The sequence below is a fragment of the Pseudomonas sp. T8 genome (genome assembly GCF_024610635.1).
GTDB lineage: Bacteria > Pseudomonadota > Gammaproteobacteria > Pseudomonadales > Pseudomonadaceae > Aquipseudomonas > Aquipseudomonas chlororaphis_I.
In genome coordinates, this window is sequence record NZ_CP102374.1 from 2,449,878 (window position 1) to 2,465,027 (window position 15,150).

The window sequence follows — 15,150 nt, forward strand, 5'->3', positions numbered from 1 at the left end:
ATCGTAGGTACAGTTGAGAGACTTGATTGCAAAGGTCGAGCCAGCTTTGCTGGCTCGCGGGAAAAAGCCTGGGTTGCTACGGTTTTTCAGCAGTGAAAACGCTGGCGTTCCTGCTGGCACAGCTGCCGGACAATGGCGAATTCACCATCGATCTCGCCCACCAGCTGCTCGATACCACGCAACGACGAGTCCTGGGCACGCTGCTCCAACTGATGACAGAGCTCGGCCAGGCGAATCGCCCCCATATTGCTGCTGCTGCCCTTGAAGCTGTGTGCAGTGGCGACAAGTTGACGGGGGTCGTCGACCTTGTGCAACTGGCGCAAACGCTCTTCGGAGTCGCAGAGGAAGGTGTCGAGCAACAACGGATACTCATCCTCCATGACTTCCTGCAATGCGTTCAGCACCTCGTGATCCAGATGAATTTCAGCCACTTGCTCACTCCTTGATCAAGAATCGGCGAATTATGCCAGAGGCTCCCAGGAAAACTCCACGCAGGCACTACGACCATCGTCAGACCAGCTGGCACGCCGGCTGAGCTGACGGATCAGGCTGACGCCACGCCCGGACAGGCGGTCGCCATCGACGGGCCGCGCCATCACCCGGCCGACATCGAAACCACTGCCACTGTCCTCGACCCGGATCAGCAAACGACCGCCAGCACCTTGAGGCTCCACCTGCAGGTGCACCCGCACAAACCCCTCCTGCAACGCTTCCAGGCGTACCGCGCGCTCCTGGTAATAGCGGGAAAAGCCCTGGGCATCGCGCTTGAGGCTGGAGTCCAGGCGCAATACGCCATGCTCCAGGGCGTTGGAATACAACTCGGCCAGCACACTGTAGAGCGCCCCGCTCTGCGCCCGCAGGCCATGCACCTCCAGCAACAGTTGCAGCAGGTAAGGCAGAGGATTGAAGCGCTTGAGGGTGGCGGCGCGATACTCGAAACTCACCGACCAGTCCAGCGGGCAGGACTGACCGCTGTCGGAATACACCAGCGCCGGCGGCGTCAGTTGCCGGGCCTCGAGCAGGCTGACCTCGACCATGCTCACATCGTCCCGCGCATCGCCACCAAACTCGCTCAGGGCCCGCTGGATCTCCTCGAACAGCAGGTCCGGCTCGCGGTTGGCGGCAAACACCTGCTGCAGGCGCTCGACACCAAACAATTGCTCGTTGGCGTCGCAGGTGTCGATCACCCCATCGGACAACAGGAACACCCGGTCGCCCAGGGCCATGGGAAAGACTTCGGTGCGGTCGTCGAATGCCTCGGCGCCCAGCACCCCCAGCGGCAGATGGTGGGCCACCAGCGGCACCCGCACCCCGCTTGCCAGGCGATGCAGGTAGCCATCCGGCATGCCGCCGTTCCACACCTCCACTGCCCGCCGCTGGAAACTCAGGCACAGCAGCGTCGCACAACAGAACATGCCCACCGGCAGGATGCGCTTGAGCTTGGCATTCATCTCGCGCAGGGTTTCCGGCAGCCCGTAACCCTTGGCCGTCATGCCGTAAAACACCTCGGCCAGGGGCATCGCGCCCACGGCCGCCGGCAAGCCGTGGCCAGTGAAATCCCCCAACAGCACATGCATGTCGCCCGTCGGGGTAAAGGCAGCCAGCAGCAAGTCACCGTTGAACAGCGCGTACGGCGATTGCAGGTAGCGGATATTCGGCGCGCTCAGACATCCGGAATGCGCCACCTTGTCGAACACCGCCTTGGCCACCCGCTGTTCGTTGAGCAGGTAGTCATGGTGCTGGGTGATCTGGTCGCGCTGCTGCAGCACGGTTTCCTGCAGGCGCCGCAAGCGATCCATGGCCTTGATCTTGGCCGCCAGGATCACCGGACTGTAGGGTTTTGCCAGAAAATCGTCACCGCCGGCTTCGAGGCAGCGCGCCAGCGCCTCGCTCTGGGTGAGCGAGGTCAGGAAAATGATCGGCACCAGCGCTTCGCCAGCCAGGCGCTTGATCTGCCGGGCCGCCTCGAAACCGTCCATCACCGGCATCATCGCGTCCATCAGCACCAGGTGCGGGCGCTGCTGGACGAATAGTTCCACCGCCTCGGCGCCGTTACTCGCCGTCAGCACCTCGTGCCCCTGGCGCCGGACGATGCTCGACAGCAACATGCGGTCGCTCGTGCCGTCTTCGGCGATCAGCACGCACAGGGGTGCCTCGATCGACTGCATGTCGATCAACTGATGTCGAACAGTTTGTCGAAATTGGAAATGGCGAGAATCTTGCGCACGTCCGAGTTGCTGTTGATCACTCGCACGTCGGAATCGTCGCCGCCGGCGTGATCGCGCAGCAACAGCAGCATGCCCAGGGCAGAACTGTCGAGGTAGGTGGCGTCTTTCAGGTCCACCACTATGGATTCGGGCTTTTTGTTGAGGCGCTCGTAGGACTCGCGAAACTCTTGATGTCGGCCAAAATCGAAACGTCCCTTGATCGAAATCGTCAGTTTTTGCCCGTCCGGTGATACTTCAGTAACGACTGACATGATACCGCTTCCTTGTGATTGGCAATCTGTACAAGGTTTAGCACCCCGTACAAGCATGGGCAACCCGAACCGCCGAAGCGTCGCTGACGAGCGCCTGGCGGCGACGAACGGAATGGCGCTCAGTACGGATCCTGGCGCGGCAGGCGCTGGGACAGCTCGTCGAGCAGCTTCTGCTCGCGCTTGTCTTCCAGTTGGCGGGCTTCATCGATGTAGCGCTGCACCAGCTTGCGCAAGCCTTCGACCCGGGCATAGGCCTGCTGCCAGGTTTCCCGGGCGCGATTGAGGTTGTTCTGGTGCCAGGCCAGGCTTTGCCGCTGCTGCCCCACGGCGGTTTCCAGCTGATTGAGGAAGTGCTGGTAGTTCATCAGCCATTGGCCGGAAACCCCGCCGCTGCCCCGCTCGATCCACTGCTGCTGGTATTCGGCACGAAAGCGCTCCAGGTCCCCCAGCTTGCTTTCCGCCAGGCGCACCTGACCCTGGAAATGCCCCAGGCGCTGGGCGGCGGTGCGCTCGGCGCTTTCGGCCATTTCGACCACGGGCGCCAGACGCGCGGCACGGCTGTTGGCCATGGTGGATCAGCCGCCCGGCGCCGGAGCGAAAACCATCTCCAGATGGGCTTCGCTTTCACCCAGGCTGATGCTGTCGTTGAGCCCCTGGCGCAGGTAGGTGACCATCGACGGCTGCAGCGAGATGGCGGTGTCGGTTTCGCGATCGCCGCCCGGTACATAGGCGCCGACGCTGATCAGGTCGCGCGCCTGCTGGTAACGCGACCACAGCTGCTTGAAATACTGGGCGCGGGTCATGTGCTCCGGGGTCACCACCGCCGGCATGACCCGGCTGATGGACGCCTCGATATCGATGGCCGGGTAATGCCCCTCTTCCGCCAGGCGCCGTGACAGCACGATGTGCCCGTCGAGCACGCCACGGGCCGAGTCGGCGATCGGGTCCTGCTGGTCGTCGCCTTCGGACAGCACGGTGTAGAACGCGGTGATCGAGCCGCCACCGGCCTCGGCGTTGCCCGCGCGCTCCACCAGTTTCGGCAGCTTGGCGAATACCGACGGCGGATAACCCTTGGTCGCGGGCGGCTCGCCGATGGCCAGGGCGATTTCCCGCTGGGCCTGGGCGAAACGGGTCAGGGAATCCATCAGCAACAGGACGTTCTTGCCCTTGTCGCGAAAATATTCGGCGATACGCGTGCAGTACATGGCCGCACGCAGACGCATCAGCGGCGCATCGTCCGCCGGCGACGCCACCACCACGGAGCGCTTGAGCCCCTCCTCACCGAGGATGTGCTCGATGAATTCTTTAACTTCACGGCCCCGCTCACCGATCAGCCCGACCACGATGATGTCGGCCTCGGTGAAGCGGGTCATCATGCCCAGCAGCACACTCTTGCCCACGCCGGTACCGGCGAACAGGCCAAGACGCTGACCGCGACCCACCGTCAATAATCCGTTGATGCAGCGAATGCCCACGTCCAGCGGCCGGCTGATGGGGTCGCGCTTGAGCGGGTTGATGGTCGGACCGTCCATCGGCACCCAGTCCTCGGCCTTCATTCCACCCTTGCCGTCCAACGCACGGCCGGCGCCGTCGAGAACCCGGCCGAGCATGCTCATGCCCATCGGCAGGCGGCCGGTATGGGCCAGCGGCACGACCCGAGCGCCCGGCGCGATGCCAGTGACACTGCCGACCGGCATCAGGAATACCTTGCTGCCGGAGAAACCCATCACCTCAGCCTCGACCTGCACCGGGTGATAGCTGTCGTCGTTGATCACCAGGCAGCGCGTGCCCATGGCCGCCCGCAGGCCTTCGGCCTCCAGGGTCAGGCCGACCATGCGCAGCAGGCGACCTTCGAGAATGGGCTGGTTCGGCAGTTCGGTGGCGTCGGCGTAGCTGCTCAGGCGCTTGCCGAAGCTGGTGCGGTCAAGGCGCATCGGTGGGGTCCTGCGCGAGGTCGACAGGGTCGACATCCGCGGCGGGCTTGCCCGTGGCGGCCCCCAGCTCGACGCTCAGGTCCGGTTCGGCGGGATGCAAAGCCTGTTCGTGAAGCTGGTCGGACAGCTTGTCCATGATCTTGGCGATCCGCGTTTCCATGGTCGCGTCGATACGGCTGTGCTCGGTCTCGACCCGGCAACCGCCCGGCAACAGGGCTTCGTCCTCGACGATGCGCCAGCTTTCCTCATGGCGCTCGCGCAGGCTTTTGACCTGGGCGAAGTCCTGCGGATTGATATACAGGCGCACATTGCCCACGCCCAGCGGCAGCAGCTTGAGGGCTTCGCGCATGACATGCTCGATCTGGCTGGAGTCGATGGCCAGCTCGCGCTGGATCACCTGGCGCGTCATGTGCTGCACCAGGTTGACCAGGGCTTTTTCGATCTGTGTGTCCTGTTCGGCGATCGGCTCGAACAAATTGCCCATCAGCGTTTCCAGCGCTGCCAGCTTGGTGCTCAGGGCCACTTCGGCTTCCTGGCGGACCTTCAGCGTGGTGCTGTGGAAGCCTTCCTTTTCGCCCGTGGCGAAGCCTTCGTTATAGGCTTCCTGGCGAATGCTCTCGAGCTCTTCGAGGGTCAGTGGCTGGACTTCTTCCAGCGGCACTTCCTCGATCTCCGCTGGCGGCTCTTCAACCGGTTCCGGCTCGGGCTCGGGGACATGGGGATCGAAACTGGGCAGCGCCCAGACGTCGAAACCACCGACGTCCCGGGCGCGAATCAGGTCGCTGTGGGATTCATCACTGCTGGACGACATAAAGCGACCTTAGATCATTTCTTCGCCGCCCTTCCCGCCGAGAACGATTTCTCCGGCTTCGGCCATACGGCGGGCAATGGTGAGGATTTCCTTCTGCGCGGTTTCCACATCGCTGACGCGCACCGGGCCCTTGGCCTCGAGGTCGTCGCGCAGCAGTTCGGCAGCCCGCTTGGACATGTTCTTGAAGATCTTTTCCTTGACGCCTTCGTCCGACCCCTTGAGGGCAAGGACCAGCACGTCGGAAGACACTTCGCGCAGCAACGCCTGGATGCCGCGGTCATCGACATCGGCAAGGTTGTTGAACACGAACATGAGGTCTTCGATCTGACCGGACAGGTCTTCGTCGACTTCGCGGATCGAGTCCATCAACTGGCCTTCGATCGAGCTGTCGAGGAAGTTCATGATGTCGGCAGCACGCTTGATACCGCCCAGGGTGGTACGCGAGGCGTTGGAGTTGCCGGCGAACTGCTTCTCGAGAATCTGGTTGAGTTCTTTCAGGGCGGCCGGCTGTACGGTATTGAGCGAGGAAACCCGCAGAATGATGTCCAGGCGCGCCTTGTGGTCGAAGTTGCCGAGCACTTCGCCCGCCTGGTCCGGATCGAGGTAGGCGACCACGATCGCCTGGATCTGTGGGTGCTCGTAACGGATCACGTCCGCCACGGCGCGCGGCTCCATCCACTTCAGGCTGTCCAGGCCACTGGTGTTGCCGCCCAGCAGGATGCGGTCGATCAGGCCGTTGGCCTTGTCCTCGCCCAGGGCCTGGGTGAGCATCTTGCGCACATAGTCGTCGGAGCCCACGCCCAGGCTGGTCTGGTCGCCGACGATGTCGACGAACTCGCTCATCACCTGCTCGACCTGCTCGCGATGCACGTTGCCCATCTGCGCCATGGCCACGCCCACTCGCTGGACCTCTTTGGGGCCCATGTGGCGCAGCACCTGCGCGGCATCGGTGGAGCCCAGGGACAGCAGCAGAATCGCGGCCTTGTCGACCCGGGTCAGTTTGGCGGTAGCGGCTCGGTTATCACTCATCTGCGTTAATCCACTCTTTCACGACCTGGGCCACGCGACCCGGATCTTCTGCCACCAGACTCTTGATTGCGTTCAACTGTGCGTCATAGCCTTCGCTCGGGCTAGGCAGCAGGATGCTTTGCGGGCCGCCGAGGCTGACGCGATCGTTGGCCAGCTCGCCATCCAGGCCACCCATGCCGCCGAGTTCGACATCGCTGCCGAGACCCGCCAATTGCTTGCCCTTGCCGCCACCGGTGATGTTGTTGAGCACCGGGCGCAGCACGCCGAACACCAGGACCAGGATAAACAGCACGCCCAGGACCTGCTTCACGATGTCCCAGAACCAGGGCTGCGAGTAGAACGGAATGTCGGCGATCACTTCACCGCGATCGGCCGAGAACGGCACGTTGATCACACTGACGCTGTCGCCACGGCTGGCGTCGAAACCCACGGCGTCCTGCACCAGGCGGGTAAAGCGCGCCAATTCGTCGGCGCTCCAGGGTGCGCGGGTGGTTTCGCCGTTGGCCGCATTGACCTTGACCTGATCGTCCACCACCACCGCCACCGACAGCCGGTTCAGACGACCCTGCTGTTGCTTGGTGTGGCTGATGGAGCGATCCAGCTCGAAGTTCTTGGTGGATTGTTGACGCTTGTCGTTGGGGTACGGCGCCAGCATCGGCTGGCCGGTGGCCGGGTCCATGATCTGCTGGCCGTTGGCGTCCAGCAGCGGCTGGCCTGGCTGCACCATGCCAGCGGCAGCGGTAGAGCCACCGGTAGTCTGAGGCGCGCTGGCCGGCGACGGCGGCTGGTTGCTCAGGGCGCCAGGAACGCCTTGCGGGCCCAGGCTGCTGGAGCGTTGTTCGTTGACCGACTGCTCGCTGCGCAAGGCCGGCTGGTCCGGGTTGAATTGTTCGGAAGTCGACTCGACGGCGCTGAAGTCCACATCGGCGGACACTTCAGCCTTGTAGCGGTCGTTGCCCAGAATCGGTTGCAGGATGTTGTGCACCCGCTGGGTCAGCATGCTTTCCATGCGGCGGCTGTAGTCGAATTGTTTGCCGGCCATGGTCAGTTCGGAGTTTTCCGCCTGGTCGGAGAGCAGGTTGCCCTTCTGGTCGACCACGGTGATCTGCGACTTGCTCAGTTCGGGAACGCTGGTCGCCACCAGATTGACGATGGCCACCACCTGGCCCGGCTCCAGCGAACGACCGGAATACAGCTCGACCAGTACCGAAGCGCTGGGCTTGCGCTCGTCGCGCACGAACACCGAGCTTTTCGGGATCGCCAGGTGCACGCGCGCGCCCTTGACGTTGTTCAGGCTGGAAATGGTCCGCGCCAGCTCGCCTTCCAGGCCGCGACGGTAACGGGTCGCTTCCATGAACTGGCTGGTGCCCAGGCCCTGCTCTTTATCGAGAATCTCGAAACCAATATTGCCGTCGCCTGGGGCCACGCCGGCGGCCGCCAGCTTGAGGCGTGCGCGCGGCAGGTCGTCGGCCTTGACCAGCAAGGCGCCGGAATTGGGCTCGACGGTGTAAGGAATGTCGGCGGAGGCCAGGGTGTCCATGACCTGCTTGGCGTCCATGCCGGCAAGGCTGCCGTACAACGGACGGTAATCGGGTTGCTGGGACCACAACACCACGGCAAAACCAATCGCCACGCTGGCAGCCAGACCGACCATGAGGCCAACCTGACGCAACATGGTCATCTCGGAGAGGTTTTCCAGAAAAGACAATCCGAACAGCGGCGGCTTGCCTTCTGTCGGAGTGGCCTTGGCCGGTACGTTATCGGCGACTGCTTCTGCCATGACTCAATCTCGTCCTTAAACCGGCATCTGCATGATGTCTTGGTACGCCTGAACCAGCTTGTTGCGCACCTGGGTCAACGCCTGGAAGGACACACTGGCCTTCTGCGAGGAGATCATCACGTCGGTCAGGTCGACACCGCTCTTGCCGATCTCGAAGGCACTGGCCAGCTGGCTGGATGCCTGCTGAGTGTCGTTGACCTTGTTCACCGCCTGCCCAAGCATGTCGGAAAAACTGCTGCCGCTCACCTGCGGCACCGCGGCCGATTTTGGCTGGGCCATGGCGTCCATTTGCATGGCCCGCATGTCCAACATCAACCGATTAAATTCAATACCTTGGCTCATGGTCTACTCTCTCCGACGACCCGCAATTTTTTGACACTCACGCAGCGGTTAGTGAGGTGTTAGCAACAAGGGTGCCAGCTCCGCGGAGACACCGAACAAAAGCCTGCGCGGCTTCAGTCTTAAACGACTCATGTCGCAAACAGATACGCCTCGACATCCATTCCGGCATCGCGCATTTGCGCCAACTTGTAGCGCAAGGTACGCGGGCTGATACCCAGGCGCTCGGCCGCCTCCTTGCGCCGGCCGCGCTCGGCCCGCAAGGTGTCGATGATCATCTGGAATTCCCGACGCCGCAGATCGTCGCCCAAGGCCCCCGCCGACTCGGCGGGCGGCACTTCGGCCTCCACCGGCGCACTGCGCGCCGCCGCTACCACGGCTGGGGCCACGGCCGGCAAGGGCGCACAGGCCAGCGGTCCGCCGAGGCAGAAATCTTCCGGCTGGATCAGGCCGCCCTGCTGCAAAATCAGCGCACGCTGGATGGCGTTATCCAGTTCACGCACATTGCCCGGCCACGGATAACCGAGCAGGCATGCCTGCGCTTCGGCGGATAATCGGGCGGCCGCGTGTTTCATTTTATTGACGTGCTTGGCCAACAGACGCTCGGCCAGCGGCAGGATATCGGCGGTGCGCTCGCGCAGCGGACGCCAGGCCAGCGGGAATACCGACAGCCGATAGTAAAGATCCTCCCGGAACCGCCCCGCCGCCACTTCGCCGGCCAGGTCGCGGTTGGTGGTCGCCACCACCCGGATATCCAGGGCAATGGGCTTGCGCGCCCCGACCCGCTCGACTTCGCGCTCCTGCAGCACCCGCAGCAGCTTGGCCTGCAAAGCCAGGGGCATTTCGGAGATCTCGTCCAGCAGCAGGGTGCCGCCATCGGCCTGTTCGAACTTGCCAGGCTGAGCGGCGATGGCGCCGGTAAAGGCACCCTTCTCGTGACCGAACAGTGTGGCCTCGAGCATGTTGTCCGGAATCGCTGCGCAGTTGATGGCGATAAAGGGCTGGCTGGAGCGATGGGACTGCTGGTGGATGTAGCGCGCCAGCACCTCTTTGCCGGTGCCGGACTCGCCCGAGATCAGTACCGTGGAATCACTGCGAGCGACCCGCGCTGCCAGCTCGAGCAACTGCGCACTGGCCGGCTCGAATGCCACCGGCCCTTCACCCTCGGCCGCCCCCAGGCAACCCAGGGCATGTCGCGCCACCAGATCCAGCAGGGCCCTGGGCTCGAAGGGCTTGACCAGATAGTCGGCGGCGCCTTGACGCATAGCCTCAACCGCCCGCTCGACCGCGCCATGGGCGGTCATCAGCAAGACTGGCAATTGCGGTTGGCGCGCACGCAGCAGGCCCAGCAACTGATGGCCATCCATGCCCGGCATGTTGACGTCGCTGACCACCAGGCTGAACGACTCGCCAGACGCCGCCTCCAGCGCTTCTTCCGCGCTGCCGACCGCCTTGTAGTCATGACCGGCCAACAGCAGCGTATCCGCCAGGGCCTCGCGCAAGGCGCGATCGTCTTCAACCAGTAGAACCTTGATTGCCATTACCTTCACTCCACTCCTTGAGCGCCGCAGAACAGTGGCAGAACCACCAGCGCACATGTGCCGCGCCCAGGACGCGAGCGCAGCAGCAATTCTCCCTGATGGGCACGCGCCACCGCCTTGACGACTGTCAGGCCCAGGCCGGTTCCCGTGGTCTTGGTGGTGAAAAACGGTTCACCCAGGCGCTCCAGCACAGCAGCGTCGATACCACTGCCGCTATCGCTGACGCACAGCCGTAGGCTGCTGCCACGGGTATAAAGATGGACTTTCAGGCGCACCTGGCCGGCACTCGCCTGGATCGCGTTCTCGATCAGGTTGAGCACCGCCCCCACCAGCGTGTCGCGGTTGCACAGCAACTCGCCGGCATGGCTGTCGCACTGCCAGCGCACGGGCACGTCCTGCACATGGGTCAGGGCCGCTGCCTGCAGCGATTGCAGCAGCGCCTTGGGCGTCACGCGATCGGTCAGCGGCAGTTCGCCCCGGGCGAACACCAGCATGTCGCGGACCTGATGCTCCAGCTCATGCAACCGCTCCTTCAGCCGCCCGGCAAAGCGCTGCTGGGTGGCGACGGGCAGTTCTTGCTCGGTCAAGTGACTGGCGTACAACAGCGCGGCGGACAATGGCGTACGAATCTGATGCGCCAGGGACGCCACCATGCGCCCAAGGGACGACAGGCGCTCATGACGGGCCAGCTGATCTTGCAGGTGACGGGTTTCAGTCAGGTCATTGAGCAGCACCAGCTGGCCTGGCTCAGCATCCAGAGAACGAGTGGCGATCGACAATCGCCGCCCGTCCTTCAGGGAAATTTCATGGCCGTCGTCTTCTCGTGGCGCGAAGCAGCGGGCGATCACATGCCGCCATAGCTCGCCCTCGAGAGGCAGGCCCAGCAGGTCGCAGGCAGCAGGATTGGCTTCACGGACAATGCCCTGGGCATCGATGACGATGACGCCGCCAGGCAGCAGATCGAGGAGGTTTTGCAGACGGTTGGCCAGACGCTCTTTTTCCGCCAGCTCCTGCATGCGCTGGGCGCTGACCACGGCCAGCTCGCCCTTGAGCTCGGTCACCCTAGCCTCAAGCATGCTGTAGGAGTCGGTAAGCTGGCTCGACATCTGGTTGAACAAGGCGAACGCCTGCTCAAGGCCAAGCCGGCTTGCCTGCTCTACGGACGACGATTGCCCCTGGGTTTCAGGAACAGGAGACATCTGGGCGGCTTGGGGCATCGTGCTCTCTCGCGTGGCTGACCGTCAGTTAAACGGAACGTTGAGAGAGACTTAGCAATACCCGTGCCGAAAAAAAACCGCCCGGTTTTCAACAGGTTAAAAAACAGGCGTCAATCATCCGCCTGTTCATCACCCTCGCGACGGCTCATGCCGTACTTGCGCATTTTTTCCACCAGCGTGGTGCGGCGGATACGCAGGCGCTCCGCGGCCCGCGCGACAATGCCGTTGGCATCGTCGAGCGCCTGCTGGATCAGGCCCTGCTCCAGACCACCGAGGTAGTCCTTCAGGTCCAGGCCTTCCGGCGGCAGCATGGCGGTGGCGGCGAAGTCCGGCGTGTGGCCATTGATCGCCACCCGCTCTTCCAGGTCGCTGCGCAGGCTGTCCACCAGTTGCTCGTCTTCGTCGTCGACATAGCGGAACTTCTTCGGCAACTCGACCACGCCGATAACGCCGTAGGGGTGCATGATCGCCATGCGCTCCACCAGGTTGGCCAGCTCGCGGACGTTGCCCGGCCAGCCGTGGCGACAGAGCGACATGATCGCCGCGGAGTTGAAGCGAATCGAACCACGCTTCTCGTGCTCCATGCGCGAGATCAGCTCGTTCATCAGCAGCGGAATGTCCTCCACGCGCTCACGCAGCGGCGCCATCTCGATCGGGAACACGTTCAGGCGGTAGTACAGATCTTCGCGGAAACTGCCGACCTCGATCATGCTCTCGAGATTCTTGTGAGTCGCCGCGATGATCCGCACGTCGACGCTCTGGGTCTTGTTGCTACCCACGCGCTCGAAGGTACGCTCCTGCAACACGCGCAACAGCTTGACCTGCATCGGCAGCGGCATGTCACCGATTTCGTCGAGGAACAGGGTGCCGCCGTTGGCCAGCTCGAAACGCCCGGCACGGCTGGTGATAGCTCCGGTGAAGGCGCCCTTCTCATGGCCAAACAGTTCGCTCTCAAGCAACTCGGCCGGAATCGCGCCACAGTTGACGGGCACGAACGGCGCTTCGCGACGCTTGGAGTGATAGTGCAGGTTACGCGCAACCACTTCCTTGCCGGTCCCGGACTCGCCGAGGATCAGCACGCTGGCGTCGGTATCGGCCACTTGCTGCATCATCTGCCGCACATGCTGGATCGCCCGGCTGGTGCCGACCAGACTGCGAAAGAGGTTGGGCTCGCGATGGCGACCGCGCTCGCGGGCCTGATCGTACATCTCACGATAGACCTGGGCACGGTGCAGGGAATCGAGCAACTTGCTGTAGCTGGGGGGCATTTCCAGGGTGGAAAGCACTCGACGACGCTGGTCTTCCGGCAAGTCAATGGAAGAATTATCGCCCATTAACAAAACTGGAAGGAACTCATCCCAGGTTGAGAGTGTCTTTAACAGGCCCAAAAGTGCACCAGGAGCATTTACAGTCCCGATGAGGACACAGATTACTTCACGACTTGATGACAATGAGCCGACAGCCTGCTGCCAGTCATGGCTACCGCAGGGTAAATTTTCTTCGCCAAGAAAATTTAAAATCACCGCCAGGTCGCGGCGGCGGACGCTATCGTCATCAATCAGCAGAATTTTGGTTTCACGCCACATGCAATAGCAACTTCCCTAGTCAACTCAATGCCCGGAATCAGGGCAAGCTAGACGCTTGTAGGCATTTTGAGCCTGGTAGACGTCTGAAATCTGAAAACAGCCACTAGTTAAGTCAAAAAAGCGTGCACAGTCAAATTTATGGCGCACTGGATTCGGATTAACTTAGGGGTTAATTAACCGAACAGATGGTAAACCTTTGCTGCGTTCTGTGCTTGATGGATCTGCGACATCTCGTCGACTATCGCCTGACGCTCCCCTGTCGTCACTTCCAGAAGCTGCCGATAAACCCCAAGCAGCTCCTGCAGATTCTCGCGCAACGCGGCTTCATCTTCCGGAGTTTCACTCAAGATGTCTTCCATGCAGGAACGGCAGGCCAGATCCAACTGACCGATCGCTTCCCAGTTACGCTCGGCCAGGGCGGCGACCAGTGCTTCACGGGTTTCTTCGATGCGCTGCAATACAAGACTCATGGTGATCTCCTTAGAACTGCGGACCCGGCGCAGCGATGGCGTCCCAGCCTTCCTTGACGGTGCGCAGCAGATCGGCGACCTCGTCGAGAATCTTTGGATCGGTCTTGATGTTCGCCTCGGTGAGGCGCGTCATCATGTAGGTGTACAAGCTGTCTAGATCACCCAGGGTGTCAGGTGACTTTTCCAGATCGAGCCCTTCACGCAAGCCGCCGATAATGCCGATGGCCTTGCTGATGAATATACCTTTGTTGGGAATATCCTTGCGCTCCATCGCCCCCTTGGCCTGGGCGATACGATCCAGGCCGCCTTCCATCAGCATCTGCACCAGACGATGGGGGCTGGCTTCGGAAGTCTGCGCCTGGGCACCAATCTTCTGGTATTGCCGAAGGGCTAACATCGGATTCATGTTCTACCTCATCAAAACTCAAGGGTTCGTATAACCAGCGTATCGACCTGGCGTCAAAAAACTTTAGATCAAAAGCCAAAAGCCCGGGACGTCATGAACGTTGCCGGGCTTTTGTCGCCTTGTATCAATCAGCCTTTCTGTTGCGCGGTCAACGCCTCGAACATCGAGGTGATGTTGCTGGCGGTGGCTTTCAACTTGCCCACCAGGGTGTCCATGTCGTTGTACTTCTTGGTCAGTACTGCCGTCAGGGTCTCGATACGGCGGTCCAGGGCAGCCTGATCCGAAGCCAGCTTGGTCTTGGTCTTGTTCAGCGCAGTGGTGCGCTGATCGAGAACGCCGCCAGTCTGGGCAAAAGGCGCGATGGCCTTGTCCATGCGGTCCAGCAGGCCGTTTTCACCAGTGAACAGGGTCTGCACCTCGCCACCGAGCTTTTTGTCGTTCATCGCCGCAGTGAACTTGGTGGAGTCGAAGTCCAGGGCACCGGTCTTCTGGTTGGTGGTAATCCCCAACTGCGCCAGAACGGTCAGCTTGTCGCCGGACCCGACTTCCGACAGCGGCGCACGAATGGCCGCCAAGATCGAGCGTGGCAACGAGTCGCCAGTCAACTGGGCCGGGATGGTCGGCTTGCCGTCGTCATCCAGGGACGGCTTGGTCAGCGCGGTAACACTGTTGGCCACTGCGTTGTAAGCATCGACGAACTTCTGGATCGAAGCCTTCAAGCCATCGGTGTTGGCCGCGACGGTAATGGTCGAGGTACCTGGAGCGACCAGGTTGAAGGTCATCCCGGAAACCGCCTTGTCCACCGAGTTGCTCTTGCTGGTCAGCGCCATGCCGTCGACGGTGAACTTGGCATCCACTGCCAGGGCACCAATGGAACCGGCAGAGGTCGCAGTCATCGGCGAACCGGGAGCACCAACGACAGTACTGCCGTCGATTTCCAGGCCAGCAATACCGCTAAGGGAAATATCGGAGCCCGCACCGGTAGTGGTCGAGCCCACCACCAGACGCGATCCAAAGGAGTCGGTCACGATGTTCGCGCTGATACCCGCGCTTTTGAGCGATGCGTCGGCGTTGATCGAGTCACGCACCGACTGCAGGGTAGCGCCGGCTTTTACATCGAGGTTGTAGTTAGTGCCATTTTGACTGATTTTCAGGGTACCAGTCGGAATAGCACTTGTAGTACCGCCAGCGAAGGCAGCACTGGTGACTTTCGAGGAAGTCGCAAGATTCTGCACAGCGACAACATAGTTGCCATTGACCGCGGTATTGCCAGCGACCGCTGTTACATACTTGTTGTCGGAAGTAGTGGCGGCATAGCCGGGAAACTGCGGGTTGGTTTTGCTGCTGAGTTCGGTAATGGTGGTCCGAAAGGTCGACAACAAGGACTTCAAGGTGCCGATGCCGGAGATGCTTGCGGTGTTGTTCGCAGTTCCCCGGTCGATCTGACCTTGCTTGGCCGCTTTGTCAGCGTTCACCAAGGCTTTGACGATAGCACCGGTATCGAGGCCGGAGCCTAGACCGGTACCCGGTAGAATTGGACTTGCCATGGAGATCTCCC

At 62.1% G+C, this 15,150-nt stretch carries 15 protein-coding genes; all 15 read right to left on the bottom strand.

Features of this window, described 5'->3' with window-relative positions:
- Positions 1–86: 86 nt before the first annotated feature.
- The 15 genes from NRG23_RS10955 to fliD all read right to left on the bottom strand — a co-directional run bounded on the left by NRG23_RS10955 (position 87) and on the right by fliD (position 15,139).
- Entirely contained in the window at positions 87–431 is a 345-nt protein-coding gene (locus NRG23_RS10955) for an Hpt domain-containing protein (protein ID WP_009047707.1), read from the bottom strand.
- Between the two features lie 30 nt (positions 432–461).
- On the bottom strand, positions 462–2,168 hold the full coding sequence (locus NRG23_RS10960; RefSeq protein WP_009047706.1) for a fused response regulator/phosphatase: 1,707 nt from the start codon (positions 2,166–2,168) through the stop codon (positions 462–464).
- A 5-nt stretch (positions 2,169–2,173) separates the two neighbouring features.
- Positions 2,174–2,479 (bottom strand): STAS domain-containing protein, encoded by a 306-nt coding sequence (locus tag NRG23_RS10965; RefSeq protein WP_009047705.1) that lies wholly within the window; start codon positions 2,477–2,479, stop codon positions 2,174–2,176.
- 119 nt (positions 2,480–2,598) lie between these two features.
- The gene (fliJ, locus tag NRG23_RS10970; RefSeq protein ID WP_009047704.1) at positions 2,599–3,048 is read right to left on the bottom strand and encodes a flagellar export protein FliJ; all 450 of its coding nucleotides are present in this window, start codon (positions 3,046–3,048) and stop codon (positions 2,599–2,601) included.
- 6 nt (positions 3,049–3,054) lie between these two features.
- Complete coding sequence (fliI, locus tag NRG23_RS10975) at positions 3,055–4,413, bottom strand: flagellar protein export ATPase FliI (RefSeq protein ID WP_016702253.1); 1,359 nt, start codon at positions 4,411–4,413, stop codon at positions 3,055–3,057.
- Positions 4,403–5,224, bottom strand: coding sequence for a flagellar assembly protein FliH (fliH, locus tag NRG23_RS10980; protein ID WP_257374615.1), 822 nt, complete (start codon positions 5,222–5,224; stop codon positions 4,403–4,405). Before fliH ends, fliI begins: the two co-directional genes overlap by 11 nt.
- A gap of 9 nt (positions 5,225–5,233) precedes the next feature.
- Entirely contained in the window at positions 5,234–6,253 is a 1,020-nt protein-coding gene (gene fliG, locus NRG23_RS10985) for a flagellar motor switch protein FliG (RefSeq protein WP_007922630.1), read from the bottom strand.
- Complete coding sequence (fliF, locus tag NRG23_RS10990) at positions 6,246–8,033, bottom strand: flagellar basal-body MS-ring/collar protein FliF (RefSeq protein ID WP_009047701.1); 1,788 nt, start codon at positions 8,031–8,033, stop codon at positions 6,246–6,248. The genes fliG and fliF overlap by 8 nt, the downstream gene beginning before the upstream one ends.
- Positions 8,034–8,048: 15 nt before the next feature.
- Entirely contained in the window at positions 8,049–8,375 is a 327-nt protein-coding gene (gene fliE, locus NRG23_RS10995; RefSeq protein WP_007922633.1) for a flagellar hook-basal body complex protein FliE, read from the bottom strand.
- A gap of 128 nt (positions 8,376–8,503) precedes the next feature.
- A complete protein-coding gene (gene fleR, locus NRG23_RS11000; RefSeq protein ID WP_110176684.1) occupies positions 8,504–9,913 on the bottom strand; it encodes a sigma-54-dependent response regulator transcription factor FleR in 1,410 nt (469 codons plus the stop codon).
- 5 nt (positions 9,914–9,918) lie between these two features.
- The gene (locus NRG23_RS11005; protein ID WP_016702256.1) at positions 9,919–11,130 is read right to left on the bottom strand and encodes a PAS domain-containing sensor histidine kinase; all 1,212 of its coding nucleotides are present in this window, start codon (positions 11,128–11,130) and stop codon (positions 9,919–9,921) included.
- 110 nt (positions 11,131–11,240) lie between these two features.
- Positions 11,241–12,716: a sigma-54 dependent transcriptional regulator gene (locus NRG23_RS11010; protein ID WP_007922638.1), complete on the bottom strand. Its 1,476-nt coding sequence runs from the start codon at positions 12,714–12,716 to the stop codon at positions 11,241–11,243.
- A 173-nt stretch (positions 12,717–12,889) separates the two neighbouring features.
- Positions 12,890–13,186, bottom strand: a complete 297-nt coding sequence (gene fliT, locus NRG23_RS11015; RefSeq protein ID WP_009047698.1) for a flagellar protein FliT — start codon at positions 13,184–13,186, stop codon at positions 12,890–12,892.
- A gap of 10 nt (positions 13,187–13,196) precedes the next feature.
- Complete coding sequence (gene fliS / locus NRG23_RS11020; protein WP_016702257.1) at positions 13,197–13,592, bottom strand: flagellar export chaperone FliS; 396 nt, start codon at positions 13,590–13,592, stop codon at positions 13,197–13,199.
- A 128-nt stretch (positions 13,593–13,720) separates the two neighbouring features.
- Entirely contained in the window at positions 13,721–15,139 is a 1,419-nt protein-coding gene (fliD, locus tag NRG23_RS11025) for a flagellar filament capping protein FliD (RefSeq protein WP_009047696.1), read from the bottom strand.
- Positions 15,140–15,150 lie beyond the last annotated feature (11 nt).

Coding starts and splice junctions, on each gene's coding strand:
- NRG23_RS11005 (WP_016702256.1), bottom strand. CDS start 11,130: ATGCCCCAAGCCGCCCAGATGTCTCCTGTTCCTGAAACCCAGGGGCAA.
- fliG (WP_007922630.1), bottom strand. CDS start 6,253: ATGAGTGATAACCGAGCCGCTACCGCCAAACTGACCCGGGTCGACAAG.
- fliH (WP_257374615.1), bottom strand. CDS start 5,224: ATGTCGTCCAGCAGTGATGAATCCCACAGCGACCTGATTCGCGCCCGG.
- fliE (WP_007922633.1), bottom strand. CDS start 8,375: ATGAGCCAAGGTATTGAATTTAATCGGTTGATGTTGGACATGCGGGCC.
- fliT (WP_009047698.1), bottom strand. CDS start 13,186: ATGAGTCTTGTATTGCAGCGCATCGAAGAAACCCGTGAAGCACTGGTC.
- fliJ (WP_009047704.1), bottom strand. CDS start 3,048: ATGGCCAACAGCCGTGCCGCGCGTCTGGCGCCCGTGGTCGAAATGGCC.
- fliF (WP_009047701.1), bottom strand. CDS start 8,033: ATGGCAGAAGCAGTCGCCGATAACGTACCGGCCAAGGCCACTCCGACA.
- NRG23_RS10965 (WP_009047705.1), bottom strand. CDS start 2,479: ATGTCAGTCGTTACTGAAGTATCACCGGACGGGCAAAAACTGACGATT.
- NRG23_RS11010 (WP_007922638.1), bottom strand. CDS start 12,716: ATGTGGCGTGAAACCAAAATTCTGCTGATTGATGACGATAGCGTCCGC.
- fliI (WP_016702253.1), bottom strand. CDS start 4,413: ATGCGCCTTGACCGCACCAGCTTCGGCAAGCGCCTGAGCAGCTACGCC.
- NRG23_RS10960 (WP_009047706.1), bottom strand. CDS start 2,168: ATGCAGTCGATCGAGGCACCCCTGTGCGTGCTGATCGCCGAAGACGGC.
- fliS (WP_016702257.1), bottom strand. CDS start 13,592: ATGAATCCGATGTTAGCCCTTCGGCAATACCAGAAGATTGGTGCCCAG.
- fliD (WP_009047696.1), bottom strand. CDS start 15,139: ATGGCAAGTCCAATTCTACCGGGTACCGGTCTAGGCTCCGGCCTCGAT.
- fleR (WP_110176684.1), bottom strand. CDS start 9,913: ATGGCAATCAAGGTTCTACTGGTTGAAGACGATCGCGCCTTGCGCGAG.